The sequence below is a fragment of the Rathayibacter sp. AY1A5 genome, assembly GCF_002930875.1.
Taxonomy (GTDB): domain Bacteria; phylum Actinomycetota; class Actinomycetes; order Actinomycetales; family Microbacteriaceae; genus Rathayibacter.
Window position 1 is genome coordinate 79,983 of the sequence record NZ_PSTM01000013.1, and the last position, 17,923, is coordinate 97,905.

A 17,923-nucleotide genomic window follows, 5' to 3' on the forward strand; every position below is an offset into this window, starting at 1 on the left:
GCTTGCGGGCGGACGGGCTTGCTTGTAGCGCCCGGTCAGGTCGTGGCGACTCCGCCGTACTCCTCGAGGCGGTCGGTGAACTCGCCGCGGTCCTCGTCCTGGAGGACCCCGTTCGCGTACCCCGCCAGGAACGCGCCCTGCGGGTCCGGCGAGAGGCCGACTCCGTCGAGCATGTCGGCGACCAGGCCGGTCGGATCGGCGTCGAGGTCGACGAGGCCCAGCTCGATCGCGGGCACGAGGTCGGCGGATGAGCGGGCGGTGACGATCCAGAGCGCGGCCGAGGCCTCCTCGTCCGAGAGGTCGCCGTCGAGCTCGTAGCCCGCCTCCGACCACTCCTCGGGGGTGTCGGCCACCTCGACGTCGTCGAAGCCGAGAGGCGAGAGCGCTGCGGTGAAACGGTCGACCGCCGCCTGCCTGTCGGCGTCGGTCGAGACGTCGGCGGCGGCGTACTCGGTCGCCGAGATGTAGTCGTAGAGGAGGGAGGGCCCGCCGTAGGCGTTCTGCGACTGCTCGTAGTACTCGTCGTCGGCCGAGGTCCACTCCTCGGGGACGGCGCCCTCGACGGCCGCGACGGCCTTCTCGGCACTCGCGCGCACGTCCTCCGCGGACGGCTGGCCGAGGATCGTCGCGGCGTCGCCGTCCTGGTAGCCGGGGTAGTCGTAGAGCGGATCGGACGGGTCCCCGCTGCCGAACGGGTCGTCCGTCGGGTCGCCGAACGGCTCGGACGGAGCGCTCGTCGACGCGCTGCCGGCGGCGGAGTCGAGCGCGCCGCCCACTCCGACGGCGACGAGCGTGCCGAGCACGCCGGTGTAGACGACGCCCACGAGGAGGCTCGTGCCCAGCGCGATCCAGGCGCCCCTGCCGAGCGGGCGGTGGGAGGGGACGGAACCCTGCGTCGGGCCCGGGGCGGGCGCGGGCGGCGGGCTCATCGGCATCTGGCTCATCGCACTCCTCCGGACTCCAACGGCAGCCTCGTCAGTCTGGCACCTCGGCGGGCGCTCGGAGGAGGGACCCCGGGGGCTTGCGCGCGCGTCGCCGACCTCCTGCGCCCGGGTGGCCGCCGCGTCGCCCCGGCCGGTGGACAATGGCCGGATGGACGACGTCGTGCCCGCCTCCCCGCTCCCCTCCCTCGGCGAGATCGACGCGGGACTCCGCGTCGTCGCTCTGCCGCTGCGCACCCGCTTCCGCGGTGTGGACCACCGCGAGATCGCGCTCGTGCGCGGCCCCGAGGGCTGGACCGAGTTCTCGCCCTTCCTCGAGTACGGCGCGGAGGAGTCGGCGGCGTGGCTCCGGGCGGCGATCGACTACGGCTGGAGCGAGCAGCCGGCACCGCTGCGCGACCGCATCCCGGTGAACGCGACCATCCCGGCCGTCGCACCGCACGAGGTCGCCGCCGTGCTCGCGAGCTACCACGGCTGCCGCACGGCGAAGGTGAAGGTCGCCGAGCGCGGCCAGACGCTGGCCGACGACGTGGCCCGGGTCGTCGAGGTCCGCCGCCTGCTCGGTCCGGAGGGCCGGATCCGCGTGGACGCGAACGGCGGCTGGAACCTCGACGAGGCCGAGCACGCCGTCCACGCCCTCGCGGAGTCCGACCTCGAGTACGTCGAGCAGCCGTGCGCGAGCGTCGACGAGCTGGCGGAGCTGCGCTACCGGGTGAAGTACATGGGCATCCCGATCGCCGCCGACGAGAGCGTCCGCAAGGCCGCCGATCCGCTCGCCGTCGCCCGGGCCGGAGCCGCGGACCTGCTGGTCGTGAAGGCCCAGCCGCTCGGGGGGACGCGCCGGGCGCTGGCCCTCGTCGCCGAGGCGGGGCTGCCGGCGGTGGTCTCGAGCGCGATCGACAGCTCGGTCGGACTCGCCATGGGCGCCGCCCTGGCCGCGGCGCTCCCCGAGCTGCCCTTCGACTGCGGACTCGGCACCGCGTCCCTCCTCGCCGCGGACGTCACGGAGCGGCCGCTACGGCCGGTCGACGGCGGCATCCCCGTCGGCCGCGTGCAGGTCTCGGAGGAGCTCCTCTCCCGTCACGCCGTGTCACCGGAGCGGCTCGCCTGGTGGCGGGCGCGGCTCCGCGACTCCTACGCGCTGCTCTGATCGTCGGCGGCGGGCGCCGCGTCGGAGGAGCGGCAGAATGGGAGCGTCGGCCGCCGGTGCCCGACGCGTCCCCCACCCTCGAGCATCGGAGCACCGTGAGCGCATCGACCGTCCCCGTCTTCCTCGACTGCGACACCGGCATCGACGACTCGCTCGCCCTGGCGTACCTCCTCCGCTCGCCCCGGGCCCGCCTCGTCGGGATCAGCACGGTCAGCGGCAACACCGACGCCCGCCGGGCCGCCGTCAACAGCCTCGGCCTGCTCGCGCTGGCCGGCCGCGACGACGTGCCGGTCGCCGTGGGGGCGCACCACTTCCTCGAGGAGGACTACGCCGGCGGATCTCCGCACGTGCACGGCGACGACGGCATCGGCGGGGTCGCGCTGCCCGAGGGCGGCGAGCCGGTCGACGAGGATCCGGCCGACCTCCTCCTCCGTCTCGCTCGTGAGCACGAGGGCGAGCTGCGGCTGGTCGCGATCGGCCCGCTGACGAATCTCGCGCTCGCCCTCCGTGCGCACCCGGAGATCGCGTCCCTCGTCCACTCGGTGACGGTGATGGGCGGAGCCGCGCTGGTCCCCGGCAACGTGACCGCCGTGGCGGAGGCCAACATCTGGCACGACCCTGCGGCCGCCGCCGAGGTCGTCGCGGCCGACTGGGATCTGACGCTCGTGCCCCTGGACGTGACCATGCGGCACCTGCTGACGGAGGAGGACCGCGCCGTCCTGCTCGCGTCGCCCGATCCCCTCGCGCAGGCCATCGGGCAGGCGCTCGACTTCTACTTCGACTTCTACGTCGGCCACTTCGGTGAGCGCACCGCTGCCATGCACGACCCCATGGCCGCCGCGATCGCCGTCGACGCCGTCGCCCTCACCTCCGCCCCGCGCGTCCACGTCACTGTCGACGCCACCCACGGCCCCGGCCGCGGCCAGACCGTCGCCGACCTCCGCGGCATTTACCGCGGCGTCCATCCCTCCGACGCCCGCACCCGCGTCGTCCTCGCCCTCGACGCCCCTTTCGCCCCCCACCTCATCGACGTCGTCACCGCCGTCTGACCCGCGCGGGGCCACCCGAAGCCCGTCCGTGCCCCCGGCCCCGACACGCCCGTTCCTCGATCAGCACGCACCGACCCGGCGCTTCCGTACGCGGGAACTCGACAGGCTCGCTCCGAGCGTTCGTGTCAGGGGATCTCGATACTCGCGCTGCTCACTACTCGATCAGCATGTCCCGTCGACCGCCGTCCCCCCGCCCTCCCGCGAAGCGCAGCTCCCCAGAACCCGACCGCGCAGCGGAGCGCTCCCCCACGGCGACCGCTCCCCCACGGCGACCGCACCCCCACGGCGATCGCGAAGCGGAGCCCACCCACCTCGGCGACCGCGGAGCCCACGCTGACCCGACCGCGAAGCGGAGTCCACCCACCACCGCGACCGCGAAGCGGAGCACTCCCCCGCGGCGAACGCGAAGCGGAGCCGTCCCCAGTGCGCGTCCTGGTGGGCGGTCGGCGGGGCCTGGTGGGGTCGATCGCAAGGCGGAGGCGTCGGGCGTAGCGGCGCTACGTTCGTCGCCGACAACGCCGCGAGGGGCCCCACCAGGCCCCGCCGACCCGATTACATGCCGGTGTCGAGGCCGGAGTAGGCATGGAGTCCCTTGAAGAACACGTTGACGACGCCGAAGTTGAACATGACGGCGGCGAAGCCGACGATGGCGAGCCAGGCGGAGGGGGTGCCGCGCCAGCCGCGGGTGGCGCGGGCGTGGATGTAGCCGGCGTAGATGGTCCAGATGATGAAGGTCCAGACCTCCTTGGTGTCCCAGCCCCAGTAGCGGCCCCAGGCCTTCTCGGCCCAGACGGCGCCGGCGATGAGCGTGAAGGTCCAGAGGATGAAGCCGAGGATCGTGACGCGGTAGGCGAGGTTCTCGAGGGTGAGGGAGCTGGGCAGGGTGCGCAGGAAGCGGAGGACCGAGCGGGGGCTGTCGCCGGAGGATTCGCGGCGGGCCTGGAGGAGCTGGGTGACCGAGAGCGCGAAGCCGAGGGCGAAGAACGCGGTGCCGAGGATCGCGACGAGCACGTGGATGACCAGCCAGTAGGACTGGAGTGCCGGCGGGAGCGGGACGACGGCGACGTAGTAGTTGACGGTCGCGATGCCGAGGAGCACCAGGACGAGGCCGGTGATGAACGCTCCGAGGAAGCGGAGGTCCCAGCGCAGCTGGACGGCGAGGAAGACGCCGATGATGATGAGCGTCCCGGTCATCGAGAACTCGTACATGTTCGCCCAGGGGACGCGGCCGGCGGCGACGCCGCGGAGGACGGTCGCGGCGAGGTGCAGCACGAAGCCGAGGAGCGTGAGCGAGAACCCGATGCGCATGGTCTTCGAGCGGGCGGGGGCGCGGTAGACCTCGTCCTCGACGCGGCTGCCGATGCGGGAGAGAGTCGCGGTGCGTCCGGAGCCTGCGGCGGCGACGGTGGCCTTGCCGCTGGCCGCGCGGTCGGCGGCGGCCGCGGAGGCGACGCGCTCCGCCTCCTGCACGACCTCGATCGACTCGCCGTCGGCCAGGGAGGCGCGGCGGGCGAGGTCGATCGCGAAGAAGACGAACGCCATGGCGTAGATGCCCATGGCGGAGGAGAGGCACAGCACCGAGTACTGCGAGAGGATCGCGATCACCTCCTCAGGGTAATCGCTCGCCGCCCCGCCCGCCCCTTCGCGCTTGCACAGACTCGGCCCCTGCCCAGCCGGGCGGCGCCTGTGGAGGGGCCTCCGGGGCGTCCGGGAGGCGGGTCAGTCGAGCGGGGCGTGCCGGTCGGCGATCGTCCGCACGGCGCGCACCAGCTGGGGGTCCTCGCCGCGGGCGAGTCCCGCGTACTCGAGGAGGAGGCCGCCGTCGTCCTGGGCGGTCGCCTTCACCCACACGCGGCGCCGCGGGACGAACAGCGAGGTGAGGAGTCCGGCGAGCACGAGGATCGCGAAGAGCAGCACCCAGCCCTGGGTCGCGTCGTGGTGGATGTCGAACGAGGCGAAGCGCTTGACGCTGTCGGTGCCGATCCGCGTCGGGTCGGCGCCCGTGTTGTCGAAGGTCACGCTGCCGAGCCCGTTCGGGAGCTCGGCCGTGTCGCCGGGCTTGAGGGTGATCGGCGCGACGCCGGTGGTGCCGCCGGTGAGCCGGGTCAGCGAGTCGGTGTTGAGCACGTAGACGGATGTGGGCACTCCCCCGTCGAGGCCGAGGTCGCCAGCGAAGACGTTCAGCGAGAGCACGGGGTACTGCAGGTCGGGGAAGATCGAGGTCGACGCTCCGGAGGCCAGCGTGTCCTGCGTCGGGTAGAAGAAGCCGGTGAGGCCCAGCTGCTCGGAGAGCCCGTCCGGCACCTTCACGACGCCGACGGAGGTCAGGTTCGCGTCCTGCGGGAGGAACGGCACCGAGTCGGTGAAGATCGCCCGGCCCGAGGGGTCCCGGACCGTGATCGTCGGGGCGTAGCCGTTGCCGAGGAGGTAGACGTTCGTGCCGCCGATCGCCAGCGGGTCGTTGACCTTGATCGTGCGGTCCTCGGTGCCCCCGCCGCGCTCGGAGGTCGTGACGTTCGCGGTGAAATCGACGGGCTGGCCGAGCGCCGACTGGTTCTGCTCCTCGTACTTCACGTCGAGGCTGTCGAGGGTCAGCTGGTACGGGTCGAGCTGGCTGCTGTCGAAGAAGCGGCCGGGGTTGAAGGAGTCGTAGGCCGCGAGGTTGTTCGCGAACCCCTGGGAGCCCTCGACCAGCACGCGCTGCCCGCTGTAGCCGAACCCGCCGCCCACTCCGACGGCGACGAGGATGCCGACCAGGGCGGAGTGGAAGACAAGGTTGCCGGTCTCGCGGAGGTAGCCGCGCTCGGCCGAGACGCTCGACCAGCGGCCGCGCGGGTCGTCGTAGCGCTCGACGCGGTAGCCCGCCCGGCGCAGGACGGAGTGGGCGGAGGCGACGGCCTCCTCCTCCGTCGCGCCCTCGACCTCGCGGACGGTGTAGCCGGCGAGGCGCTGCAGGCGTGCCGGGGTGCGCGGCGGCCGCGATCGCATCGCCTGGAAGTGGTGACGCGTGCGCGGGACGATGCAGCCGATCAGGGAGATGAACAGCAGCAGGTAGATGCTCGAGAACCAGGCGGAGGTGTAGGTGTCGAACGCCTGCACCTTGTCGAGCAGGGGCGCGAGGTCGGGGTTGTCGACGAAGTACTGGGTCACGCCGTTGGGGTCGGAGGAGCGCTGCGGCACGAGCGATCCGGGGACCGCCGCGATCGCCAGCAGCAGCAGCAGGAACAGCGCCGTGCGCATGCTGGTGAGCTGGCGCCACATCCAGCGGAGCCAGCCGGTGAACCCGAGCGCCGGCTGCGTGACGGTGCCGTCGGAGTCGTAGTGGTCGGCGGGGCGGAAGGAGGCGTCCGTCCTCCGCTGCGCGGCCTCGTCGGGGCGGCGCGTGCTCTCCTCGGGCTCAGATCGCCGGCTGGAAGCCATCGATCACCGCCGAGAGGGATCCGTAGACGAGGGTGTTCCAGATGCCCGTGACCATCAGGACTCCGATCAGGACGAGGGCGGCGCCGCCGAGGATGTTGACCACGCGGATGTGGCGCTTCACGAAGGCGAGCGTGCTGGTCACCCAGCTGAAGCCGAAGGCGACGAGGAGGAAGGGGATGCCGAGTCCGAGGCAGTAGACCAGGGCGAGGAGGGCGCCGCGCCAGGGCGAGCCCACGCCGTAGCTGAGGGCGAGGATCGAGCTCAGCGTCGGGCCGAGGCAGGGCGTCCAGCCGACGCCGAAGACGATGCCGAGCAGCGGCGCTCCGATCAGCCCGGTGGCGGGACGGATACCGGGCCGGAGCGTGCGCTGGAGGAACGAGAACTGGCCGATGAAGACGAGCCCCATCGCGATCACGACGAGCCCGAGGACGCGGGTGATCAGGTCGGTGTACTGGCGCAGCCAGAAGCCGACCGTGCCCGCCGCCGCACCGTAGAGGACGAACACCAGCGAGAATCCGAGCACGAAGAGGAGGACGCCCAGCACGACCCGGCGGCGTCCGCGGGCCGCCCGCTCGTCGGCGTCGGTGAATCCGCCGACGTAGGCGAGGTAGCCGGGCACCAGCGGGAGTACGCAGGGCGACGCGAAGGACACGAGCCCGGCCAGGAGCGCGATCGGCACGGCCAGCAGGAGCTGACCGCTGACGACGATGTCGCCCACGCCGCTACTCCCCCTCGGCGAGCGTGTCGCCCACGAGGGTCGAGAGGATCGACGCCTCCTGGAGCTGGCCGAGGATGCGCGACGCGACGCGCCCCTCCCTGTCGAGGACGAGCGTCGTGGGCACGGCGTTCGGCGGGACGGTGCCGGTGAAGGCGAGCTGCACCGACGAGTCGGTGTCGACGATGGAGGGGTAGCCGAGCCCGAAGGTCTCGGCGAAGGCGGCCGCGGTGGGGGCCTGATCGCGCACGTTGACGCCGACGAACGACACGCCCTTGTCGGCGAACTCCGTGTTCACCGTCTCGAGGTCAGCGGCCTCGGCGCGGCACGGGGCGCAGCTGGCGTACCAGAAGTTGACGACGACGACCTGCCCGGCGAGGTCGGCGGAGTCGATGGTGGCGCCGGTCTCGTCGGTGCCGGAGAAGACGATGGGGTCGTCCCGGTCGGCGGCGGCGATCTCGGTGACGGTGCCGTCCCCCGAGATGTAGCCCTTGTTGCTGCCGTTGCGGTACTGGTCGGCGAGCGGATCCTCGGAGCAGCCCGTCAGCGCGAGCGCGGCGGCCAGCGCGAGGACGCCCGCTGCGCGGAGCCGCCCCGTCCGGCGCATCAGACCGCTCCCACGTCGGTGGCCAGGCCCTGCAGGCCGGCGGCCGGGTCGGAGTAGCCGACCTCGACGAAGCCGTCCCCGCGCCGCTCGAGGGTCGTGATGCTCGAGAGCGCGCAGCGGCGCTTGCGCGGATCGTGGAAGAGGCGCTCGCCGGCGAGGGCGCGGTGGACCGTCCAGATGGGGAGCTGGTGGCTGACGATCGCGGCGTCGCCCTCCTCCGTGCTCTCCCACGCCGACTCGACCGCCGCGTACATCCGCGCCGAGATGGAGAGGTACGGCTCGCCCCAGCTGGGCTCGAAGGGGTTGCGGAGCCAGGGCCAGTGCTTGGGGTTCCGCAGGGCGGAGCTGCGCGCGGCGAGGGACTTCCCCTCGAAGCGGTTGCTCGGCTCGATCACCCGCTCATCGGTGCGGATCTCGAGCTCGAACGCCTGCGAGATGGGCTGCGCGGACTCCTGCGTGCGCTGGAGCGGCGAGGCGATCAGCGCCGTGACGTGGCGCCGGCGCTCGAGCAGGTCGTCGGCGGCGGAGCGGGCCATGCGGTGGCCCAGATCCGAGAGCCGGAAGTTCGGGAGTCGCCCGTAGAGGACCCGGTCGGGGTTGAACACCTCGCCGTGCCGCACGAGATGGATCTGATCGGCAACCACGAGCGTCAAGTGTACGGAACGCGGCGTGGGGGAACGCCGGGAAAAGGGTCGCCTGAGCCGGACCTGAGCGGAGCCTCAGCGCCGCGCCGAGACCGCCGCCGACAGCCGCCGCACGAGCGGTCCGGGCAGGTGCCGCACCACGGCCATCGGGACTCCGAAGCGCACCGACGGCACCGAGACGACGGAGCCGCGCGCGACGTCGCGGAGGAACTCCTCCACCACCGCGTCCGCGTCGAGCCAGAGGAAGGAGGGGATGGAGGAGGTGTCCATCGCCGCCCGCTCGTGGAACTCGGTGCGCACCCAGCCCGGGCAGAGCGCGGCGGAGCGGACGCCGGTGCCGCGCAGCTCGACGGCCAGCGACTGCGCGAAGGCGGTCGCCCACGCCTTCACCGCGGAGTAGGGGCCGAGGTGCACGAAGCCCGCGACGCTCGAGACCGTGAGGATCGCGCCGCGGCCGCGGGTGGTCATCGCCTCGGCCGCCGCGCCCGAGAGCACGGCGACCGAGCGCACCATCACCTCGAAGGCGCGGTCCTGGGCGGCGACGTCCGGCTCGGCGAAGGTCCCGTCGATCCCGAAGCCGGCGTTGTTGACGAGGACGCGGACGGGCCGGGCAGGATCGACGAGCCGCGCTCGCACCTGCTCGACCTGCTCGCGGTCGCCGAGGTCGGCGGGCAGGACCTCGACCGCAGCGGCGCCGAGGCCGCGCAGTCCGGCCGCCACCTCCTGGAGGCGCTGCTCGCTGCGGGCGACGAGGACGAGGCTCCAGCCGCGGCGCGCGAACGCCCGGGCGAACGCGAGGCCGATGCCGGAGGACGCGCCGGTGATCAGTGCGGTGCTCATGCTCCGACGCTACCCGTCGCCGCTCGGCGGCCCCCGAGTAGACTCCCCTACCGTGACCGACGAGACCCGCCTCCCCCGAACCACTGTCAAGAAGCTCGCCGCGCTCGAGGACGGACCCGTCCGCGTGTCCGGCTGGGTCGAGACCGTGCGCGACCAGAAGAAGGTGCAGTTCGTCGTCCTGCGCGACGAGTCGGGTGCCGTGCAGCTGGTGAACCCGGCCGTGCGCGAGGCCGTCGAGGGCGACGACGCGTCGGCTGCGCGCCTCGCGATCACCGAGGAGATCTCCGGCCTCGCCCAGGGCTCCTTCATCACCGTCACCGGCGCGCTCAAGCACGACGAGCGCGTGAAGCTCGGCGGCATCGAGGTCAAGCTCGAGACGCTCGAGGTCGTCGCCGCGTCGATCCCGGAGGCGCCGATCGCGCCCGACTCCGGCATCGACAAGCGCATGGACTGGCGCTTCCTCGACCTGCGCCGTCCCGAGCAGAACCTCATCGCCCGTGTGCAGACCACGTTCGAGCACGCGCTGCGCACGTACTGGATCGAGCACGACTTCATCGAGATCCACACCCCGAAGCTCATGGCGAGCGCCTCGGAGTCGCGGGCCGAGCTCTTCGAGGTCGAGTACTTCGAGACGAAGGCCTACCTGGCGCAGAGCCCCCAGTTCTTCAAGCAGATGGCGCAGCCCGCCGGCTTCGGCAAGGTCTTCGAGGTCGGCCCCGCCTTCCGCGCCGACCCCAGCTTCACCTCGCGTCACGCGACCGAGTTCACGAGCGTCGACGCCGAGGTCTCCTGGATCGACTCGCACGAGGACGTCATGGAGCTGCACGAGCAGCTGATGGTCGCCGGCCTCACCGCCGTCGTCGACAAGCACGGCGCCGAGGTGAAGGCGCTCTTCGACATCGACCTGACCGTCCCGACCACGCCGTTCCCGCGCATCCCGCTCGCCGAGGCCAAGCGCATCGTCGCCGAGCGCGGCTACGAGGTGCCCCGCGCCGACGACGACATGGACCCCGAGGGCGAGCGCCGCATCGCGGCCTACGTGCAGGAGGAGTTCGGGCACGACTTCGTGTTCCTCACCGACTACGCGTCGAGCATCCGGCCGTTCTACCACATGCGCCGCGAGGGCGACGGGACGATCACCAACAGCTACGACCTCATCTACAACGGCGTCGAGATCTCGACCGGAGCCCAGCGCGAGCACCGCGTCGACGTCCTCGTCGAGCAGGCCCGCGAGAAGGGCCTGGACCCGGAGGAGCTCGAGTTCTACCTCGACTTCTTCCGCTACGGCGTCCCGCCGCACGGCGGCTTCGGCATGGGCCTCTCGCGCGTGATCATGCTGATGCTGAACCAGGCGAACCTCCGCGAGGTCACCTACCTGTTCCGCGGCCCGACCCGCCTGCTGCCCTAGGCGCGCACCACGGTCGAGGGAGCCCCGAGCCGTCGAGACCGCCGCGGACGGCGGGTCCCCTCGACGGGCCGGGGTTCCCTCGCGCCAGCGGCTAGGGAGCCGGCAGCACCACGAGGTCGAGGTAGTCGGCCAGGCACGCCACCATGTCCACCGCGTCGCGCTCGAGCAGCCACTGCAGCTGCACGCCGTCCCAGAGCGCGATGATCGACGCCGCCACCCGCTCCGGATCGGACCCCTCGCGGAGGCGCCCGGCTGCCTGGAGCTCGCGCAGCTCGGCCGCGTACTCGCTGCGGAGGCGGCGGAACCGCGCGGCGAAGAAGTCGCGCCCCGGGTGCTCCTGCGTCGTCGACTCGCCGCAGAGCACGGCGTACAGCTCGATCACTCCGGGCGCCGTCTCGTTGTAGCGGGTCTGCCGCAGGATGCCGGCGACCAGCCCCTCCTCCGGGTCCGGCGGCGAGGAACCGTCGCCCGTGATCAGGTCGCGGTGCTCGAGGACCGCGAAGAGCAGGTCGGTCTTCGACGGGAAGTAGTGCAGGAGGCTCGTCTGGCTGAGCCCGACGCGGTCGGCGACCTCCTGGAGGGAGCCGCGGGCGTAGCCCCGTGCAGCGAAGACCTGGTGGGCGGCCTCGATGATGGCGCGGCGGCGCTCGGCCGACTTCGCGTACGGGCCGCGTCGCCTCGTCGCCTCCGCCATCGACCCCTCCTCCGCACTGGAGGCGCCTCGCCGTGCCCCTCGAACGGCCAGCGTAGCGGCGGCGGAGGAGCAGTGCCGCCAATTTCGAGTACGTACTCGAATTCGTGGTAGCGTCCCGATCATCGCCGGGTGAGACTCCCCGGCTCTCCACCACGACGAAGTGAGGGAAGATGCATCCGTTCACCCGGAGACAGCTCATCGCCGCCGGTCTCGGCACCGCGGCACTCGGGAGCCTGACAGCCTGCGCGACACCGGGCACCGTCTCGGTCAACACGGCGCCGACGATCGCCCCGGCCACCGGCCCGGTCCGCCTGCAGTACTGGGGCTGGCTGAAGGACCTGCAGAAGGTCTGCGACGTCTGGAACGCCTCGCACCCCGAGATCCAGGTCGAGGCCGTCTGGATCCCCGGCGGCAACGCGGGCGGGTACCAGAAGCTCTACTCGGCTCTCGCCGCGGGCGGCGGGCCGGACCTCGGCCAGGTCGAGATCCGCTCCGTCCCCGAGTTCATGCTCGTCAACGGCCTCGTCGACCTCACCCGGTACGGCGTCGAGCAGTATCGCGACCTGTACGACCCCACGCTCTGGGGCCAGGTCAGCTACACCGGCGGCGTCTACGGCATCCCGCAGGACAGCGGCCCGATGGCGCTCTTCTACCAGCCCGAGGTGTTCGGGAAGGTGGGTGCGGAGCCGCCGACGACCTGGGACGACTGGGCCGCGGTGGCGACGGAGCTGCGCGGAGCCGGCTCCTACATCGACTGCTTCCCCCTCGCCGACGCCTCGGTCTTCGCCGCGTTCGCGACGCAGGCCGGTGCGCAGTGGCTGCGCCCGGAGGAGGACGGCTGGGTCATCGACATGACCGACGACGCCACGACGCGCGTCGCCTCCTTCTTCGACACGGCCATCGACCAGGACCTGGTGCAGACCGGCTACGGCGCCTACTCCCCCGCGTGGTTCGCGGCCGCGGCGAAGGGCGGTATCGCCTCCTGCGCCACCGGCAGCTGGGGCGACGCCCTGATCGAGGGGGTCAGCGGAGGCGCGGGCAAGTGGCGCGCTGCTCCCATGCCGGTCTGGGGCGACACCGGCTTCGGCTCGAGCTTCCTCGGCGGATCGACCGCGGCGGTGTTCTCGAGCAGCAAGCACCCGGAGGAGGCGATCGAGTTCGCCGTCTGGATGACCACCACGCAGGAGGGCATCGACGCGATGATCGCCAACAGCGGCATCGGCTGGTCTCCCGCGGTCGGCGAGATCGGCACGGCCCGCAAGGGTCCGAGCGACTTCTTCAGCGGGCAGAACTACAACGAGGACGTCCTCGTGCCCGCATCGAAGGAGCAGAACCCGGACTGGTCCTGGTGGCCCGTCACGCAGCAGTCCTTCAACATCCTCAGCGACGGCTTCCGGAAGAAGGCGTCCGGGCTCTCGCTCGTGGACGCGGTCGCCGAGGCGGAGCAGCAGATCATCACGGTCTTCGAGAACAAGGGCCTGAGCATCAGGAGGGCCTCCGCATGACCACCACGACCTCCCCCGCCGCCGCCGCGGTCGCGGCCACCACGCGGACGCCGGGCGCGCCCCGGCGCAGCCGCGCGGTCGCCCGCGCCCCGTGGATCCTCCTCGGACCCTTCCTGGCCCTGTTCGTCCTCACGTTCATCGTCCCGATCGTCGTCGCCGTCGGCTCCAGCTTCACGAAGGTGACGCGCTCCGGCCTCTTCGGCGAGGCCGGGGTCACCAGCGGGTTCGCGGGCTTCGACAACTACGCGCAGGCCCTCGCCGACGGCAACTTCATCGCCTCCATCGGGCGGATGTTCCTCTTCGGCATCGTCCAGGTGCCGGTGATGATCGCCCTCTGCACCGTCCTCGCGCTGATGCTCGAGTCGGCGTCGGCGAAGTTCCCCGGCTTCTTCCGGGCGGCCTACTTCCTCCCCTACGGAGTACCCGGAGTGATCGCGACGATCCTGTGGTCGTTCCTCTACGTGCCCGGCCTCAGCCCGCTCATCGACGCGACGAACGTGGTCGGGCTCCAGCCCGACTTCCTCGGTGCGGACACGGTGCTCTGGTCGATCGCGAACATCTCGCTCTGGAGCTACACCGGCTACAACATGCTGATCATCGTCGCCCAGCTCAAGGCGATCCCGGTCGAGCTCTACGAGGCGGCGAAGGTCGACGGCGCCTCCACCTGGCGCGTCGCCCGCAGCATCCAGCTGCCGCTCATCCGCCCCGCGCTGGTGCTGACGACGATCTTCTCGATCATCGGAACGCTCCAGCTGTTCGCCGAGGCGCAGGTGCTGAAGACGGTCGCTCCGGCGATCGACAGCCAGTACACGCCGAACCTCAGCGCGTACACCACGGCCTTCGCCTACAACGACTACAACGTCGCCGCCGCCCAGGCCGTCCTGATCGCGCTGGTCGCGTTCCTGCTCTCCTTCACGTTCCTCTCGATCTCGAACAGGAGGTCGTCATGAGCCGCACCGAGACCCCGCCGACCACGACCACCGGAGTCGTCACCGCCGACCGCCCCGTGAAGGCCGGGCGCGGGCCCGACCGCTCGGCCGGCCGCAACCGCGCCTCGACCATCATCGTCACCGCGATCCTCGTCGTCGTGGCGGTCTACTTCCTCATTCCCGTCTACTGGGTCGTCGTCGCGGCGACCAAGACGACCGAGGACCTCTTCGCCACCTACGGCTTCTGGTTCGCCCCGACGTTCGCGCTCTGGGACAACCTGACGCAGGTGCTGACCTACGGCGACGGCATCTTCGTCCGCTGGTTCCTCAACTCCGTCCTCTACGCCGGAGTGGGCGCCCTGCTCGCGACCTACCTCGCCGCGGCGGGCGGCTACGCGCTGGCCAAGTACGAGTTCCGCGGCAGCAGGCTCGTGTTCGGGACGATCCTCGCGGGCGTCCTGGTGCCGGGCACCGCGACCGCTCTGCCGCTGTTCCTGCTCTTCAGCCAGATGGGCATCGCGAACACCTACTGGAGCGTGCTGATCCCCTCGCTCGTCTCGCCGTTCGGGCTGTTCCTCTGCCGGATCTACGCTCAGGCGACCGTGGACACCGCGATCATCGAGGCGGCGCGCATCGACGGCGCCGGGGAGCTGCGGATCTTCCACACGCTCGGGCTGCGCATCCTGACTCCCGCGCTGGTCACCGTGTTCCTCTTCCAGCTGGTCGGGATCTGGAACAACTACTTCCTGCCCCTGGTGATGCTCTCGGACACGAACCTGTTCCCGATCACACTGGGACTGAACAACTGGCTCGGACAGGTCGACCGCCTCCCCGAGTTCTACGAGCTGACGACCGGCGGCGTCCTGCTGTCGATCATCCCGCTCGCCATCGCCATGATCGTGCTGCAGCGCTTCTGGCGCGGCGGCCTGACGGAAGGCTCCGTGAAGTGACGACTCTCCCGACGACCTCCCACTACCTGACGGACACCGGACCGGGCTCCGGCCGCCGCCGGGCCCCCCGCTCATGGCTGCACACCGACGCCCCGGCGCTCCCGCTGGACGGGGAGTGGCGCTTCCGCCTGCTCCCCGCCGCTCCGGGGACCCCGGGCGGCGCCGGCGTGCTGCCGGAGGGCGAGGGCGTGGACGCCGTCGGGGACGAGTCGTTCGACGACTCCGGCTGGGACCTGATGCCGGTGCCCTCGCACTGGGTGCTGCAGGGCGACGGGCGCTACGGACTGCCGGCTTACACGAACGTGCAGTTCCCGTTCCCGACCGAGCCGCCGTTCGTTCCGGACGCGAACCCGACGGGCGACTACCGCCGCACCGTCGTGGTCCCGGAGGAGTGGGACTCCGCCGAGGCGGTCGTCCTGCGCTTCGACGGGGTCGAGTCGCGCTACCGCGTCTGGGTCAACGGCGTCGAGATCGGCATCGGGTCCGGCAGCCGGCTCGCGCAGGAGTTCGACGTCACCGGCGTCGTCCGCCCGGGCGAGAACCTCGTCGTGGTCCGCGTGCACCAGTGGTCGGCCTCGAGCTACGTGGAGGACCAGGACCAGTGGTGGCTGCCGGGGATCTTCCGCTCGGTGCACCTGCTCGCGCGCCCCGTCGGCGGGATCGAGGACGTGTGGCTGCGCTCCTCCTTCGCCGGCGGCGCGGGCCGGATCGAGGCGGAGGTGACCGCCGCGGCCGACGCGTTCCCGCTGACGCTGCGCGTACCCGGGCTCGGGATCGAGACGGTCTGGGCCTCGGCGGAGGAGATCGCCGCGATCGAGGTCCCCGAGGTCGAGCCGTGGTCGGCGGAGGCTCCGCGCCTCTACGACGCGACGCTCGCCTCCGCCGGCGAGACGGTCTCGCTGCGGCTCGGCTTCCGCACGGTCGAGATCCGCGGCGACCGCTTCCTGGTCAACGGCGAGCGCGTCGTCTTCCACGGAGTCAACCGCCACGAGACGCACCCCGACCGCGGTCGAGCGTTCGACGAGGACTCCGCCCGCGAGGACCTCGCGATGATGAAGCGCTTCAACGTGAACGCCATCCGCACCAGCCACTACCCGCCGCATCCCCGTCTGCTCGACCTCGCCGACGAGCTCGGCTTCTGGGTGGTCCTCGAGTGCGATCTCGAGACTCACGGCTTCGAGCGGGTCGGCTGGGCGGGCAACCCCAGCGACGACCCCGCCTGGCGCGAGGCCTACCTCGACCGCATCGAGCGGACCGTCGAGCGCGACAAGAACCACCCGAGCATCGTGCTCTGGTCCCTCGGCAACGAGGCGGGCACCGGCGCGAACCTCGCCGCGATGTCCGCCTGGGTGCACGGGCGCGACCCGGAGCGCCCCGTCCACTACGAGGGCGACTACACCGGCGCGTACACCGACGTGTACTCGCGGATGTACTCCTCGATCCCCGAGACCGAGCGGATCGGCACCGACGGCTCGCTCACTCCGCTGCTCGGCTGCTCCCCCGGCGAGTCCGCTCGGCAGCGCTCCAAGCCCTTCCTGCTCTGCGAGTACGTGCACGCGATGGGCAACGGCCCGGGAGCGATCGACCAGTACGAGGACCTCGTCGACCGCTTCCCGCGGCTGCACGGCGGCTTCGTCTGGGAGTGGCGCGACCACGGCCTGCGGGCGCGCACGCCGGAGGGCGTCGAGTACTACGCGTACGGCGGCGACTTCGGCGAGGTGGTGCACGACGGCAACTTCGTGATGGACGGCATGGTGCTCTCCGACGGCACGCCCAGCCCGGGCCTGTTCGAGTGGAAGCAGATCGTCGCTCCGGTGCGCCTCACGGTCCGCGGCGACGGCGTCGTCATCGAGAACCGCCGGCACGACGCCTCCACCGCCGATCTGCGCTTCGCGTGGCGGGTCGAGCGGGACGGGCGGGTCACCGCGGAGGGAGTGCTCGACGCCCCGGTCATCGCGGCCGGCGACGCCGTGCACGTCGAGCTCCCCCCGCTCGAGGTGCGTCCCGGCGGCGAGACCTGGCTCACCGTCGACGCGGTCCTCGACGCCTCGACCGCCTGGGCGGAGGAGGGCCACGTGCTCTCCACCGGTCAGCACCTCCTCGCCGTGCCGTCGGCGGTGCCCGCGTGGACACGCGCCGTCCGCGCCGCTCCGCCCCTCGAGGGCGGCGCGCTCGGAGTCGCGCGGTTCCGCGACGGCCGGCTCGCCTCCCTCGCCGGCCTGCCCGTCGACGGACCGCGCGCCGAGCTCTGGCGCGCCCCGACCGACAACGACGAGGGCGCGGGCTTCCCCGGCTACGTCACCGGCGACCCGTACGACGGCGACGGCCGCGGGACGCCGGCCCCCTCCTCCGCCGCCCGCTGGCGCGAGGCCGGACTCGACCGCCTGGTCGGCCGCGTGCAGGAGGTGGACGCCTCCGCCGGGCTCCGCCGCGTGACCCGCTTCTCGGCCGCGGATCTCGATGCGGGACTCCTGATGGAGGAGCGCTGGAGCGTCGACGGGGAGAGCACGGTCCTCCGCGTCGACCTCGTGCCGACCCGGGGCTGGGACTCCGTCTGGCCGCGGCTGGGCATCCGGATCGACATGCCCGCGTCGATCGACGGCGCGGAGTGGTTCGGCACCGGCCCGCTCGAGTCCTACCCCGACAGCCTCCGGGCCGCGCGGGTGGGGCGCTTCACGGCGGAGATGGACCGGCTGACGACTCTGTACGCCCGCCCGCAGGAGAGCGGTCACCGCAGCAGCGTGCGCGAGCTGACGCTGACGGAGGCGGGCTCGCCCCGGCTCCGCATCGAAGCCGCGCGCGACCTGCACGGGCGCCTCCCCGGCTTCACCCTGGCGAGGCACACGCCGCAGGAGATCACGGCAGCCGCGCACCCGCACGAGCTGCCGGCGTCGGAGCGCGCGGTCCTCGTGATCGACGCCGCCCAGCACGGCCTGGGCTCCCGTGCGTGCGGTCCGGACGTGTGGCCCGACTTCCAGCTGCGGCCGGAGGCACGGACGATCCTCCTCCGCTTCACCGCGGCCGGCTGAGCGCCGGGAGAGGACGAGGGAAGGCCCGCGGGATCGCGTCCC

General features: G+C 72.1%; 15 protein-coding genes. 7 read left to right on the forward strand and 8 right to left on the reverse strand.

Annotated features, from left to right (window positions below):
- Positions 1-35: 35 nt before the first annotated feature.
- Positions 36-944: a hypothetical protein gene (locus C5B98_RS10805; protein WP_104233420.1), complete on the reverse strand. Its 909-nt coding sequence runs from the start codon at positions 942-944 to the stop codon at positions 36-38.
- Between the two features lie 148 nt (positions 945-1,092).
- On the opposite strand from C5B98_RS10805, the gene C5B98_RS10810 reads away from it, so the two are divergent.
- Together C5B98_RS10810 and C5B98_RS10815 are read left to right on the forward strand one after the other, a co-directional pair.
- Positions 1,093-2,091: an o-succinylbenzoate synthase gene (locus C5B98_RS10810; protein WP_104327780.1), complete on the forward strand. Its 999-nt coding sequence runs from the start codon at positions 1,093-1,095 to the stop codon at positions 2,089-2,091.
- 95 nt (positions 2,092-2,186) lie between these two features.
- Positions 2,187-3,140, forward strand: coding sequence for a nucleoside hydrolase (locus C5B98_RS10815; RefSeq protein ID WP_104239146.1), 954 nt, complete (start codon positions 2,187-2,189; stop codon positions 3,138-3,140).
- A 552-nt stretch (positions 3,141-3,692) separates the two neighbouring features.
- On the opposite strand, the gene ccsB is transcribed toward C5B98_RS10815, so the two are convergent.
- From ccsB to C5B98_RS10845, 6 genes are all read right to left on the reverse strand, one after another.
- Positions 3,693-4,697 (reverse strand): c-type cytochrome biogenesis protein CcsB, encoded by a 1,005-nt coding sequence (gene ccsB, locus C5B98_RS10820; RefSeq protein ID WP_104249832.1) that lies wholly within the window; start codon positions 4,695-4,697, stop codon positions 3,693-3,695.
- 162 nt (positions 4,698-4,859) lie between these two features.
- Complete coding sequence (locus tag C5B98_RS10825; protein WP_104282433.1) at positions 4,860-6,560, reverse strand: cytochrome c biogenesis protein ResB; 1,701 nt, start codon at positions 6,558-6,560, stop codon at positions 4,860-4,862.
- Positions 6,538-7,278 (reverse strand): cytochrome c biogenesis CcdA family protein, encoded by a 741-nt coding sequence (locus C5B98_RS10830; protein WP_244230512.1) that lies wholly within the window; start codon positions 7,276-7,278, stop codon positions 6,538-6,540. Before C5B98_RS10830 ends, C5B98_RS10825 begins: the two co-directional genes overlap by 23 nt.
- 4 nt (positions 7,279-7,282) lie before the next feature.
- A complete protein-coding gene (locus C5B98_RS10835; protein WP_104249773.1) occupies positions 7,283-7,882 on the reverse strand; it encodes a TlpA disulfide reductase family protein in 600 nt (199 codons plus the stop codon).
- Positions 7,882-8,526 carry a histidine phosphatase family protein gene (locus tag C5B98_RS10840; RefSeq protein WP_104266731.1) on the reverse strand — a complete coding sequence of 215 codons (645 nt, stop codon included), beginning with the start codon at positions 8,524-8,526 and terminating at the stop codon, positions 7,882-7,884. Before C5B98_RS10840 ends, C5B98_RS10835 begins: the two co-directional genes overlap by 1 nt.
- Positions 8,527-8,601: 75 nt before the next feature.
- A complete protein-coding gene (locus tag C5B98_RS10845; RefSeq protein WP_104327781.1) occupies positions 8,602-9,366 on the reverse strand; it encodes an SDR family oxidoreductase in 765 nt (254 codons plus the stop codon).
- Positions 9,367-9,418: 52 nt separating this feature from the next.
- Between C5B98_RS10845 and aspS the strand changes: the two genes are divergently transcribed.
- Positions 9,419-10,774, forward strand: a complete 1,356-nt coding sequence (gene aspS / locus C5B98_RS10850) for an aspartate--tRNA(Asn) ligase (protein ID WP_258062680.1) — start codon at positions 9,419-9,421, stop codon at positions 10,772-10,774.
- Between the two features lie 91 nt (positions 10,775-10,865).
- Here aspS and C5B98_RS10855 read toward each other — a convergent pair whose 3' ends face one another.
- Positions 10,866-11,468, reverse strand: coding sequence for a TetR/AcrR family transcriptional regulator (locus C5B98_RS10855; protein ID WP_258059745.1), 603 nt, complete (start codon positions 11,466-11,468; stop codon positions 10,866-10,868).
- 170 nt (positions 11,469-11,638) lie between these two features.
- On the opposite strand from C5B98_RS10855, the gene C5B98_RS10860 reads away from it, so the two are divergent.
- Genes C5B98_RS10860 through C5B98_RS10875 form a run of 4 tightly spaced genes read left to right on the forward strand, consistent with a single transcriptional unit; the run spans position 11,639 to position 17,881 of the window.
- The gene (locus tag C5B98_RS10860) at positions 11,639-12,973 is read left to right on the forward strand and encodes an ABC transporter substrate-binding protein (protein ID WP_104224859.1); all 1,335 of its coding nucleotides are present in this window, start codon (positions 11,639-11,641) and stop codon (positions 12,971-12,973) included.
- On the forward strand, positions 12,970-13,923 hold the full coding sequence (locus C5B98_RS10865; protein WP_104327783.1) for a carbohydrate ABC transporter permease: 954 nt from the start codon (positions 12,970-12,972) through the stop codon (positions 13,921-13,923). Before C5B98_RS10860 ends, C5B98_RS10865 begins: the two co-directional genes overlap by 4 nt.
- Positions 13,920-14,852, forward strand: a complete 933-nt coding sequence (locus tag C5B98_RS10870) for a carbohydrate ABC transporter permease (protein ID WP_104225919.1) — start codon at positions 13,920-13,922, stop codon at positions 14,850-14,852. The genes C5B98_RS10865 and C5B98_RS10870 overlap by 4 nt, the downstream gene beginning before the upstream one ends.
- Positions 14,849-17,881 (forward strand): glycoside hydrolase family 2 TIM barrel-domain containing protein, encoded by a 3,033-nt coding sequence (locus tag C5B98_RS10875; RefSeq protein WP_219814443.1) that lies wholly within the window; start codon positions 14,849-14,851, stop codon positions 17,879-17,881. The genes C5B98_RS10870 and C5B98_RS10875 overlap by 4 nt, the downstream gene beginning before the upstream one ends.
- The last annotated feature ends 42 nt before the right edge of the window (positions 17,882-17,923 follow it).

Coding starts and splice junctions, on each gene's coding strand:
- C5B98_RS10805 (WP_104233420.1), bottom strand. CDS start 944: ATGAGCCAGATGCCGATGAGCCCGCCGCCCGCGCCCGCCCCGGGCCCG.
- C5B98_RS10810 (WP_104327780.1), top strand. CDS start 1,093: ATGGACGACGTCGTGCCCGCCTCCCCGCTCCCCTCCCTCGGCGAGATC.
- ccsB (WP_104249832.1), bottom strand. CDS start 4,697: ATGGGCATCTACGCCATGGCGTTCGTCTTCTTCGCGATCGACCTCGCC.
- C5B98_RS10825 (WP_104282433.1), bottom strand. CDS start 6,560: ATGGCTTCCAGCCGGCGATCTGAGCCCGAGGAGAGCACGCGCCGCCCC.
- C5B98_RS10835 (WP_104249773.1), bottom strand. CDS start 7,882: ATGCGCCGGACGGGGCGGCTCCGCGCAGCGGGCGTCCTCGCGCTGGCC.
- C5B98_RS10845 (WP_104327781.1), bottom strand. CDS start 9,366: ATGAGCACCGCACTGATCACCGGCGCGTCCTCCGGCATCGGCCTCGCG.
- C5B98_RS10855 (WP_258059745.1), bottom strand. CDS start 11,468: ATGGCGGAGGCGACGAGGCGACGCGGCCCGTACGCGAAGTCGGCCGAG.
- C5B98_RS10860 (WP_104224859.1), top strand. CDS start 11,639: ATGCATCCGTTCACCCGGAGACAGCTCATCGCCGCCGGTCTCGGCACC.
- C5B98_RS10865 (WP_104327783.1), top strand. CDS start 12,970: ATGACCACCACGACCTCCCCCGCCGCCGCCGCGGTCGCGGCCACCACG.
- C5B98_RS10870 (WP_104225919.1), top strand. CDS start 13,920: ATGAGCCGCACCGAGACCCCGCCGACCACGACCACCGGAGTCGTCACC.